Here is an 11447-nt window from a genome sequence, read left to right as displayed (position 1 = left end):
CGCGTGTAGGGCGCCCGCTCGGCTCCGTGCGAGGTCCCGCCCTCAGAAGCGGCCGGCGCCCAGGTCCCGGGAGACCGCGCGGGCGCAGTCGCGTACGGCGGCGATCAGCCCGGCACGCAGCACGCCGCCCGGCGCCACCCGCTCCACCGCGCCCGTCACCGCCACCGCCCCCACCGGCATCCTGCGCCGGTCGTGGATGGGGGCGGCCACGGCGGCCACCCCTTCCCAGGTCTCCTCGGCGTCGGCGGCCCAGCCCTGGGCGCGGACCAGGTCGAGCATCGCCTCGAACTCGTCGGTGGCCGTCACCGTGCGCGCGGTGAAGGGGCGGCGCTCCACCTCCATGACCTCGCTGTGCGCCACCGGGTCGTACGCGGACAGCACCTTGCCGAGCGCCGTGGAGTGCAGCGGCTGCATCGCCCCGACCTCCAGCACCTGGCGGCTGTCGTCGGGCCGGAAGACGTGGTGGACGATGAGGACGCCGTGCTGGTGCAGCACGCCGAGGTGGACGCTCTCGCCGCTGGAGCGGGCCAGGTCGTCCGTCCAGACCAGGGCGCGGGCCCGCAGCTCGTGGACGTCGAGATAGCTGTTGCCCAGCCGCAGCAGCTCGGCGCCGAGCTGGTAGCGCCCCGACGCGGCGTCCTGCTCGACGAACCCCTCCAGCTGGAGGGTGCGCAGGATTCCGTGGGCGGTGCCCTTGGCCAGCCCCAGGGAGGAGGCGATGTCGGACAGCCCGAGCCGCCGCTCGCCGCCCGCCAGCAGACGCAGCATCGCGGCCGCGCGCTCCAGCGACTGGATGTTCTTGGCCATCGCGCCGTACTCCTCCACTGTGGTTCGACAATGCTGAACACTATCGGTCGATGCCGACCTGCGTCGGACTCCGGGAGAAAGTCTCCTCCGACCGGCCGACCGTGTCGCACCCGCACAGCATGCAGTCCGTCTCCTGGACGGACCGACCACGAGAGGGGGTCTGCGGCTACCCTGGCGGGGTGCGCCTTCCCCAAGAAGGACGTGAAGCCGACAGCCGTCGCATCCCTGGGAGATCATCCATGGCCTCGTTGCCGACACCCGCCCCCGACAGCCGGACCCGCGTGGACGCCCTGCGCGAAGCGCTCGCCACCCGGGTGGTGGTGGCAGACGGTGCGATGGGCACCATGCTCCAGGCGCAGGACCCGACGCTCGAGGACTTCGAGAACCTCGAAGGCTGCAACGAGATCCTCAACATCACCCGGCCCGACATCGTGCGCACCGTCCACGAGGAGTACTTCGCGGTCGGCGTCGACTGCGTCGAGACCAACACCTTCGGCGCGAACCACTCCGCCGCCAACGAGTACGAGATCGCCGACCGGATCGTCGAGCTCTCCGAGTCGGGCGCCCGGATCGCCCGTGAGGTCGCCGACGAGTTCGCCCGCAAGGACGGCCGCCAGCGCTGGGTCCTCGGCTCCATCGGCCCCGGCACCAAGCTGCCCTCGCTGGGCCACCTCCCGTACGACGTGCTGCGCGACGGCTACCAGAAGAACGCCGAGGGCCTCCTCGCGGGCGGCTCGGACGCCCTGATCGTCGAGACCACCCAGGACCTGCTGCAGACCAAGTCCAGCATCATCGGCGCCCGCCGGGCGATGGACGCCCTCGGCATCGACGTGCCCCTGATCTGCTCCCTCGCCTTCGAGACGACCGGCGTCATGCTGCTCGGCTCCGAGATCGGCGCCGCCCTCACCGCCCTGGAGCCGCTGGGCATCGACCTCATCGGTCTGAACTGCTCGACCGGCCCGGACGAGATGAGCGAGCACCTGCGCTACCTGGCGCGCCACTCCCGTACGCCCCTGATGTGCATGCCCAACGCCGGCCTGCCCGTCCTCACCAAGGACGGCGCCCACTTCCCGCTCGGCCCCGACGGTCTCGCCGACTCCCAGGAGCTGTTCGTCCGGGACTACGGCCTCTCCCTCATCGGCGGCTGCTGCGGTACGACGCCGGAGCACATGAAGGCCGTCGTCGAGCGGGCCCGCGAGCTCACGCCGACCGAGCGGAACCCGCGCCCCGAGCCCGGCGCGGCCTCCCTCTACCAGCACGTCCCCTTCCGCCAGGACACCGCCTACCTGGCGATCGGCGAGCGCACCAACGCCAACGGCTCCAAGAAGTTCCGCGAGGCCATGCTGGAGGCCCGCTGGGACGACTGCGTGGAGATGGCCCGCGACCAGATCCGCGAGGGCGCGCACATGCTCGACCTCTGCGTCGACTACGTGGGCCGCGACGGCGTCGCCGACATGGCGGAGCTGGCCGGCCGCTTCGCGACCGCCTCCACCCTCCCGATCGTGCTGGACTCCACCGAGCTGCCCGTGCTCCGCGCCGGCCTGGAGAAGCTCGGCGGCCGCGCGGTGCTGAACTCGGTGAACTACGAGGACGGCGACGGCCCCGAATCCCGCTTCGCCCAGGTCAGCGCCCTGGCCTCCGAGCACGGCGCCGCCCTCATCGCTCTGACGATCGACGAGGAGGGCCAGGCCCGCACCATCGAGCACAAGGTCGCCATCGCCGAGCGGCTCATCGCGGACCTCACCACCAACTGGGGCATCGACGAGTCCGACATCCTCATCGACACCCTGACCTTCACCATCTGCACCGGCCAGGAGGAGTCCCGCGGCGACGGCATCGCCACCATCGGGGCGATCCGCGAGCTGAAGAGGCGCCACCCGGACGTCCAGACCACGCTGGGCCTCTCCAACATCTCCTTCGGCCTGAACCCGGCCGCCCGGGTCGTGCTGAACTCCGTCTTCCTCGACGAGTGCGTCAAGGCGGGCCTGGACTCCGCGATCGTGCACGCCTCGAAGATCCTGCCGATCGCCCGGCTGGAGGAGGAGCAGGTCAAGGTCGCCCTCGACCTGATCTACGACCGCCGCAGCGAGGGCTACGACCCCCTCCAGAAGCTCATGGAGCTCTTCGAGGGCGTCAACATGAAGTCGATGAAGGCGGGCAAGGCCGAGGAGCTGATGGCCCTCCCGCTCGACGAGCGCCTCCAGCGCCGCATCATCGACGGCGAGAAGAACGGCCTGGAGGCCGACCTGGACGAGGCGCTCCAGGACACCCCGGCCCTGGACATCGTCAACAACATCCTCCTCGAAGGCATGAAGGTGGTCGGCGAGCTGTTCGGCTCCGGCCAGATGCAGCTGCCGTTCGTCCTCCAGTCCGCCGAGGTCATGAAGAGCGCGGTGGCCCACCTGGAGCCGCACATGGAGAAGTCCGACGACGAGGGCAAGGGCACCATCGTGCTCGCCACCGTCCGCGGCGACGTCCACGACATCGGCAAGAACCTCGTCGACATCATCCTCTCCAACAACGGCTACAACGTCGTCAACCTCGGCATCAAGCAGCCCGTCTCCGCGATCCTGGAAGCCGCCGAGGAGCACCGCGCCGACGTCATCGGCATGTCCGGCCTCCTGGTGAAGTCGACCGTGATCATGAAGGAGAACCTCCAGGAGCTCAACCAGCGCAAGATGGCCGCCGACTTCCCCGTCATCCTCGGTGGCGCCGCGCTGACCAGGGCCTACGTCGAGCAGGACCTGTACGAGATCTACGAGGGCGAGGTCCGCTACGCCCGCGACGCCTTCGAGGGCCTGCGCCTGATGGACGCGCTCATCGGCGTCAAGCGCGGCGTGCCCGGCGCGGTCCTGCCCGAGCTCAAGCAGCGCAGGGTCCCCAAGAAGGACGTCCCCGTGCTGGAGGTCGAGGAGCCCGAGGGCTCGGTGCGCTCGGACGTCTCCACCACCAACCCCATCCCCGAGCCGCCCTTCTGGGGCACCCGCGTCATCAAGGGCATCCCGCTCAAGGAGTACGCCTCCTGGCTCGACGAGGGCGCCCTCTTCAAGGGCCAGTGGGGCCTCAAGCAGGCCCGGACCGGTGACGGACCGACGTACGAGGAGCTGGTGGAGACCGAGGGGCGCCCGCACCTGCGCGGCTGGCTCGACCACCTCCAGTCCAACAACCTCCTGGAAGCCGCCGTCGTCTACGGCTACTTCCCCTGCGTCTCCAAGGGCGAGGACCTGATCCTCCTGCACGAGGACGGCTCCGAGCGCACCCGCTTCACCTTCCCGCGCCAGCGCCGCGGCCGCCGCCTCTGCCTCGCGGACTTCTTCCGGCCCGAGGAGTCCGGCGAGACCGACGTGATCGGCCTCCAGGTCGTCACCGTCGGCTCCCGGATCGGCGAGGCCACCGCCGAGCTGTTCGCCGCCAACTCCTACCGCGACTACCTGGAGCTGCACGGCCTGTCCGTCCAGCTCGCCGAGGCCCTCGCCGAGTACTGGCACGCCCGCGTCCGCAGCGAGCTGGGCTTCGCGGGGGAGGACCCCGCCGACGTCGAGGACATGTTCGCGCTGAAGTACCGGGGCGCGCGCTTCTCGCTCGGATACGGGGCCTGCCCGGACCTGGAGGACCGCGCGAAGATCGCCGATCTCCTCCAGCCGGGGCGGATCGGCGTGGAGCTCTCCGAGGAGTTCCAGCTCCACCCGGAGCAGTCCACCGACGCCATCGTCATCCACCACCCCGAGGCGAAGTACTTCAACGCGCGGTAGCCGCCTCTTCGCCCGGCCGCCCCGCGTCGTTCGCGCACCGTCGCCGGGCAGGTCGTACACTGGTCGGTCCAGTGCAGGCCGGTCGCCCTCCCCCTCCGGGAGTGGCGGCCGGCCTTCTCGTCCCTTACGGAAGGTGTGCCGGATGACCAGTACGGTCCCCGCGTCCTTGACCCGCACGGCCGAAGGCGCCACCCTGCAGGCGGTCCTTCTCGACATGGACGGAACCCTGGTCGATACCGAGGGCTTCTGGTGGGACGTCGAGAAGGAGGTCTTCGCCGACCTCGGACACCGGCTGGAGGAGCCCTGGCGGGACGTGGTCGTCGGGGGACCGATGACCCGCAGCGCCGGCTACCTCATCGACGTCACCGGCGCCGACATCGCCCTGGACGAGCTGACGGTGCTGCTCAACGACCGCTTCGAGAAGCGCATCCGGCACGGCGTGCCGCTGATGCCGGGCGCCGAGCGGCTGCTCGCCGAGCTGGCCGCGTCCCAGATCCCCACCGCGCTCGTCTCGGCCTCGCACCGCCGGATCATCGACCGGGTGCTGGACTCCGTCGGCCACCACCACTTCGCGCTCACGGTCGCCGGCGACGAGGTCACCCGGACCAAGCCGCACCCCGAGCCCTATCTCACCGCCGCCGCGGGCTTCGGCGCCGACCCGTGGCGCTGCGCCGTCATCGAGGACACCGCGACCGGGGTGGCCGCGGCCGAGGCGGCAGGGTGCCGGGTGGTCGCCGTCCCCTCCGTGGCCCCCATCGCGCCCGCCTCCGGCCGGGTCGTCGTCGGCTCCCTCGAAGAGGTCGACCTGGCCTTCCTCCGCAAGCTCGTCAGCGTCACCGGCTGAAGGTTCCGTGTGCGTTCCGGAAACTTTCCGTGGACATGAATCAGCCACAGCCCGCATATGTGAAGAGGTCGGACAGGTGAGCTTCCTCACCCACAGGCCCTCTGTGGCCTGCCGTGATCGGTTGATCTGTCCGGAATGCTGATCAAATATCTCCCTCTTCGAACGCCGGAGGAGGGCAAGCCGCTCCGAGCGCGGTCGGAGCGGCCACCAGCGGCTACTAACTTTGATTCCTCACCCACCGTGATGAGGGAGAACGTCCGTATGAACCGCAAGACCCTGGTGCTGCCGGCCGTCGTCGGCCTGCTCGCCCCCGTGCTCGCCGCCTGCGGCAGCACGGACAGCGGCGCCGGTGGCTCCGATGCCATCGTCGTCGGCACCACGGACCAGCTCGTGGCCTCCGAGGAGAACCCCGCTCCTCTCGACCCGGCCATCGGGTACGAGGCAGGCGTCTGGAACGTCCTGCGGCAGACCGTGCAGACCCTGACGACCGTCCCCAGTGGCGGCGGCGAGCCGGTGCCCGAGGCCGCCCGGAGCTGCACCTTCACGGACACCGCGAACGAGAGCTACCGCTGCACCCTGCGCGCGGGCCTGAAGTTCGCCGACGGCACCCCCGTCACCGCCGAGGATGTGAAGCACTCCATCCAGCGGGTCATCGACATCAACTCCGACAGCGGACCCGTCGGGCTCCTCAGCAACATCGACACGATCGAGACCAAGGGCACCGACCAGGTGATCTTCCACCTGAACACGCCCGACGCCACCTTCCCCTACAAGCTCGCCACCCCCGCCGCCGGCATCGTCCCGAAGGCGCAGTACCCGGCGAAGGAGGCGCGCACCGGCTTCCAGGTCGACGGCTCGGGGCCGTACACCATGAAGCCGCAGGTCGAGGACGGCCGGGTCACCAGGATCGCCTTCACCAAGAACCCCTCGTACCAGGGTGAGCTGAAGGTCCTCAACGACAAGGTCGAGATGGACCTCTTCCCCGACGCCGAGGCCATGGGCAAGGCGCTGGAGGAGAAGAAGATCCACATGATGACCCGGGCCATGTCGCCCGAGCAGGCCCGCGACATGCTCGTGAAGCCGAAGGAGGGCATCGAGCTCACCGAGATGCCCGGCCTCGCCATCAGCTACCTCGGGTTCAACACCAAGGACCCGGTGGTCAACAAGGCCGTACGGCAGGCCATGGCGCAGATCATCGACCGCGGCGAGATCGCCGGCAAGGTCTACGGCACCACCGCGGAACCGCTCTACTCGCTGATCCCCTCCAGCATCACCGGCCACACCAACGCCTTCTTCAACAAGTACGGAGAGCCCAGCACCGCCAGGGCCGCGCAGACCCTCAAGAACGCCGGGGTCAAGACGCCGGTGAAGTTCACCCTGCACTACACCAACGACCACTACGGCTCCGCCACCGCCAAGGAGTTCAAGACGCTCCAGCAGCAGCTGAACGGCTCGGGCCTCTTCGACGTCGCCGTCCAGGGCACGGAGTGGTCGAAGTACCGGCCGGAGCAGAAGCGCGGCGACTACGCGGCCTACGGCATGGGCTGGTTCCCCGACTTCCCGGACCCGGACAACTACACCGCCCCGTTCCTGGACAAGAACAACTTCCTCAACTCCCCCTACCGGTCGCAGGAAGCGCAGAACGTGCTCATCCCGAAGTCGCGCCGTGAGGCCGACCGCAGCGCCGCCGCCACGACCTACGAGAAGCTCCAGGACATCGTCGCCACCGACGTCCCCGTCCTGCCGATCTGGCAGGGCAAGCAGTACGTGGCCTCCCGCAGCGGGATCGCCGGGGTCGAGCGGTCCGTCAGCGCCACCTCCGAGCTCCAGCTCTGGGAGCTCAACAGGACGGGCGCCTGACCGCCCGGAACCACGAAAGCCGTCCGGCCCGCCCCTCCTGAGACAGGACCGGGGCGGGCCGGACGGCCGTTCACATCAGGCTCCTACTGCGCGCCGGGGCGCACCAGCCCGCTCTCGTACGCGTACACCGCGGCCTGCACCCGGTCGCGCAGGCCCAGCTTCGTGAGCACATGGCCCACATGCGTCTTGACCGTCGTCTCGCTGACGAACAGGTCCGCCGCGATCTCCGCGTTGGACAGGCCGCGCGCCACCAGCTTCAGGACCTCCACCTCACGGTCCGTCAGCGTGTGCAGGGCGTCGGGGACCGGGTCCTCGCCGGAGGGCAGGTGGTCCGCGTACTTGTCGAGCAGCCGGCGCGTGATGCTCGGGGCGAGCATCGCCTCGCCCGCCGCCACCACCCGGATCGCCTGGACCAGCTCATTGGCCGGGGCGTCCTTCAGCAGGAAGCCGCTGGCCCCCGCGCGCAGCGCCTCCACCACGTACTCGTCGAGGTCGAACGTGGTCAGCACCAGCACCTTGGCCGGGCCGTCCTTGCCGGGGCCGGTGATCTGGCGGGTCGCCTCCACCCCGTCCATCCGCGGCATCCGGATGTCCATCAGCACCACGTCGGGCTGGAGCGCCCGCACCTGGTCGATGGCCTGCAGACCGTCACCGGCCTCACCGACCACCGCCAGATCGCCCTCGGCCTCCAGGATCATCCGGAAACCGGTGCGCAGCAGTGGTTGGTCATCGACCAGTAGGACGCGGATCGCCACAGAAACTCCTCAACGGCCCTCAAGAGCCACGGGTCGGCCGGCCTCGGCCCGGACGGGGCCCATTGTGCCCTGGTCATCCTCACCCGTCTCCGCCGGGCGGACCGACAGGGGGTACACCGGGGGAGTCCCGCCGAATTCCGGACAGACCGCCTGGTGGTCGCACCAGCCGCACAGCTTCGTCGGGCGCGGCCGCCACTCACCCGTCTCCGTGGCCAGCGCGATCGCCTCCCACAGCGCGAGGAGCTTGCGCTCCACCCGCTCCAGGTCCGCCACCACCGGGTCGTACGTCAGCACATCGCCGCTGCCCAGGTAGACCAGCTGGAGCCGGCGCGGCACGATCCCCTTCAGCCGCCAGATCACCAGCGCGTAGAACTTCATCTGGAAGAGCGGCCCCTCGGCATACTCCGGCCGCGGCGCCTTCCCCGTCTTGTAGTCGACGATCCGGACGTCACCGGTCGGCGCGACATCGACCCGGTCGATCACCCCGCGCAGCCGCAGCCCCGACTCCAGCTCCGTCTCCACGAACAGCTCGCGCTCGGCAGGCTCCAGACGCGTCGGGTCCTCCAGCGAGAACCACCGCTCCACCAGCCGCTCCGCCTCGCCCAGCCACCGCGACAGCCGCTCGCCCCCGGTGTCCCCGGCGAACAGCTCGCCCAGCTCCGGCTTCGACTCCAGCAGCCGGTCCCACTGGCCCGGGACCAGCGCCCGCGCCCGCGGTGCCGTCCGGTCGGCGGCCGGAGCGTCGAAGAGCCGCTCCAGCACCGCATGGACCAGCGTGCCGCGGGTAGCCGCCTCGCTGGGCTTCTCCGGCAGCCGGTCGATGACCCGGAAGCGGTAGAGCAGAGGGCACTGCATGAAATCGCTCGCCCGCGACGGCGACAGGGACGAAGGCGGCTGCGGCGGCCGGGGCACGGAGGTCATGTCTCAAGACCCTACGGCCCGCCACCGACAGCCGTCGGCATACCATCGTCGGCAGACCCTCCCAGACAGCATGACCGTGGCGCACGCCACGTACCGAACCGAAGGGACCACGTGGACAAGAGCGGCGACAGCGGGCGGCCGCAGCCCGGCGCGGGGGGAACGGACCCCGGCGCCGCCCCCGACAGCGGCAAGCCCAAGCGCCCCGCGGATCCGGGCGGCGGCCTGCTCATGGGCCGCCCCTTCGGTGTGCCCGTCTACGTCGCCCCCAGCTGGTTCGTCGTCGCCGCACTGATCACCTGGGTCTTCGGCGGCCAGCTCGACCGGGTGCTGCCCGAGCTGGGCGGCGCCCGCTACCTGGTCGCCCTCTTCTTCGCGATCGCCTTCTACGCCTCCGTACTCGTCCACGAACTGGCCCACACGGTCGCCGCCCTGCGCTACAAGCTCCCCGTCCGCCGCATCCAGCTCCAGTTCTTCGGCGGCGTCTCCGAGATCGAGAAGGAGACCGAGACCCCCGGCCGCGAGTTCATCCTCGCCTTCGTGGGCCCTCTCCTCTCGCTCGTCCTGGGCGGGGTCTTCTACGGGGCGATGCAGCTCGTCGAGCCCGGCACCGTCCCCGGCGTCCTGCTCGCCGGGCTGATGATCTCCAACCTCATCGTGGCCGCCTTCAACCTGCTGCCCGGCCTGCCCCTGGACGGCGGCCGGATGCTCCGCGCCGTCGTCTGGAAGATCACCGGCAAGCCCATGAGCGGCACCATCGCCGCCGCCTGGGTCGGCCGGGGCCTCGCCGTCACCGTCCTCATCGGACTGCCGCTGCTCACCCACACCGGGGCCGTCGGCAGCGCCAACGAGAAGATCGGCGGGGTGGAGACCGTCATGGACGCCCTGCTCGCCGCGATCCTCGCCGGCATCATCTGGACCGGCGCCGGCAACAGCCTGCGCATGGCCCGCCTCCGCGAGCACCTGCCCGACCTGCGGGCCCGCACCCTCACCCGGCGCGCCGTCCCCGTCGAGTCCGCCACCCCCCTCTCCGAGGCCCTGCGCCGGGCCAACGAGGCGGGCGCCCGCGCGCTGGTCGTGGTCGACGGACAGGGCAACCCCAAGGGCGTCGTCCGCGAGGCCGCCATCGTCTCCGTCCCCGAGCACCGCCGCCCCTGGGTCGCCGTCAGCGGCCTCTCCCAGGACCTCACCGACGGCATGAAGGTCCCCGCCGAGCTGGCCGGAGAAGCCCTCCTGGACCGGCTCAAGGCCACCCCGGCCACCGAGTACCTGGTCGTCGAGGAGACCGGCGAGATCTACGGAGTCCTCTCCACCGCCGACGTGGAGCGCGCCTTCGTCAAGGCCATGGCCCGCCCCAGCGCCTGAGGCCGGCCCCCTTCCACGCCCGGACCGGGCGGTCGGAGGCCCCGGGCAACACCGGTACGCTGGTCACATGTCTGAACCGACCGGTGCCGCCCGCCGACGTGGGCCCTTCAAGGTCGGGGACCAGGTACAGCTCACCGACCCCAAGGGACGCCACTACACCTTCACGCTCGAAGCCGGAAAGAGTTTCCACACCCACAAGGGCTCTTTCCAGCACGACGAGCTGATCGGTGCTCCCGAGGGCAGTGTTGTCCGCACCACGGGAAACGTCGCCTACCTCGCGCTGCGCCCCCTGCTCCCCGACTACGTCCTGTCCATGCCCCGCGGCGCAGCCGTGGTCTACCCCAAGGACGCGGGCCAGATCCTGGCCTTCGCCGACATCTTCCCCGGCGCCCGCGTCGTGGAGGCCGGGGTCGGATCCGGATCGCTCTCCACCTTCCTGCTGCGCGCCATCGGTGAGCAGGGCATGCTGCACTCCTACGAGCGCCGCGAGGACTTCGCCGAGATCGCCCAGCAGAACGTCGAGCGCTACTTCGGCTCGCCGCACCCCGCCTGGCAGCTGACCGTCGGCGATCTTCAGGACAACCTCTCCGACACCGACGTGGACCGCGTCGTGCTGGACATGCTCGCCCCCTGGGAGTGCCTGGAGGCCGTCTCCAAGGCCCTGGTGCCCGGCGGCATCCTCTGCGCCTACGTCGCCACCACCACCCAGCTCTCGCGGACCGTCGAGTCCATCCGCGAGATCGGCTGCTTCGCCGAACCGCAGCCCTGGGAGTCGATGATCCGCAACTGGCACGTCGAGGGCCTGGCCGTCCGCCCCGACCACCGGATGATCGGCCACACCGGCTTCCTGGTCACCGCCCGCCGCCTCGCGGACGGCGTCGAGCCGCCGCTGCGCCGCCGCCGCCCCTCCAAGGGCGCCTACGGCGAGGACTACGACGGACCCAACAGCCGGAGCGGCTCCGCCGCCGGCTGATCCGTCCAACGAACCGGCGCCGCCGCGCAGTTCCCCGACCGACCGGGGAACTGCGCGGCGGCGCCTTCGCGTTGCGGGCGGGGAGGCGGCCGGCCGCCGATACCCGAGCACAACCCGCCCGTACCCACGCGTGTGAGGGGTGGGACGATTCTTGGCACACCACGGGGGTGGGC

8 protein-coding genes are annotated in these 11447 nt (G+C 70.6%); 5 read left to right on the top strand and 3 right to left on the bottom strand.

What is annotated here, in order from left to right; translation table 11 throughout:
* Positions 1-42: 42 nt before the first annotated feature.
* Positions 43-807, bottom strand: a complete 765-nt coding sequence (locus tag AB0917_RS30960) for an IclR family transcriptional regulator (protein ID WP_366823004.1) — start codon at positions 805-807, stop codon at positions 43-45.
* A gap of 239 nt (positions 808-1046) precedes the next feature.
* Between AB0917_RS30960 and metH the strand changes: the two genes are divergently transcribed.
* The 3 genes from metH to AB0917_RS30945 all read left to right on the top strand — a co-directional run bounded on the left by metH (position 1047) and on the right by AB0917_RS30945 (position 7263).
* The gene (gene metH, locus AB0917_RS30955) at positions 1047-4559 is read left to right on the top strand and encodes a methionine synthase (RefSeq protein WP_366823003.1); all 3513 of its coding nucleotides are present in this window, start codon (positions 1047-1049) and stop codon (positions 4557-4559) included.
* Positions 4560-4701: 142 nt separating this feature from the next.
* A complete protein-coding gene (locus AB0917_RS30950; RefSeq protein ID WP_366823002.1) occupies positions 4702-5403 on the top strand; it encodes an HAD family phosphatase in 702 nt (233 codons plus the stop codon).
* 261 nt (positions 5404-5664) lie between these two features.
* Positions 5665-7263, top strand: a complete 1599-nt coding sequence (locus AB0917_RS30945; protein ID WP_366823001.1) for an ABC transporter substrate-binding protein — start codon at positions 5665-5667, stop codon at positions 7261-7263.
* Between the two features lie 83 nt (positions 7264-7346).
* Here AB0917_RS30945 and AB0917_RS30940 read toward each other — a convergent pair whose 3' ends face one another.
* Both AB0917_RS30940 and AB0917_RS30935 read right to left on the bottom strand, forming a co-directional pair.
* On the bottom strand, positions 7347-8018 hold the full coding sequence (locus tag AB0917_RS30940) for a response regulator transcription factor (protein ID WP_030570198.1): 672 nt from the start codon (positions 8016-8018) through the stop codon (positions 7347-7349).
* A 9-nt stretch (positions 8019-8027) separates the two neighbouring features.
* A complete protein-coding gene (locus tag AB0917_RS30935; protein ID WP_366823005.1) occupies positions 8028-8873 on the bottom strand; it encodes a PD-(D/E)XK nuclease family protein in 846 nt (281 codons plus the stop codon).
* Between the two features lie 177 nt (positions 8874-9050).
* Here AB0917_RS30935 and AB0917_RS30930 point away from each other — a divergent pair, with 177 nt between their 5' ends.
* Both AB0917_RS30930 and AB0917_RS30925 read left to right on the top strand, forming a co-directional pair.
* Positions 9051-10301, top strand: coding sequence for a site-2 protease family protein (locus AB0917_RS30930; RefSeq protein WP_366823000.1), 1251 nt, complete (start codon positions 9051-9053; stop codon positions 10299-10301).
* A gap of 67 nt (positions 10302-10368) precedes the next feature.
* Positions 10369-11274, top strand: a complete 906-nt coding sequence (locus AB0917_RS30925; protein WP_366822999.1) for a tRNA (adenine-N1)-methyltransferase — start codon at positions 10369-10371, stop codon at positions 11272-11274.
* Positions 11275-11447: the final 173 nt, after the last annotated feature.

It is taken from the genome of Streptomyces sp. NPDC007346 (assembly GCF_040703535.1).
Taxonomy (GTDB): Bacteria; Actinomycetota; Actinomycetes; order Streptomycetales; family Streptomycetaceae; genus Streptomyces.
The sequence above is the reverse complement of the archived record's forward strand: the minus strand, read 5'-3'. Positions and strand labels throughout refer to the sequence as shown.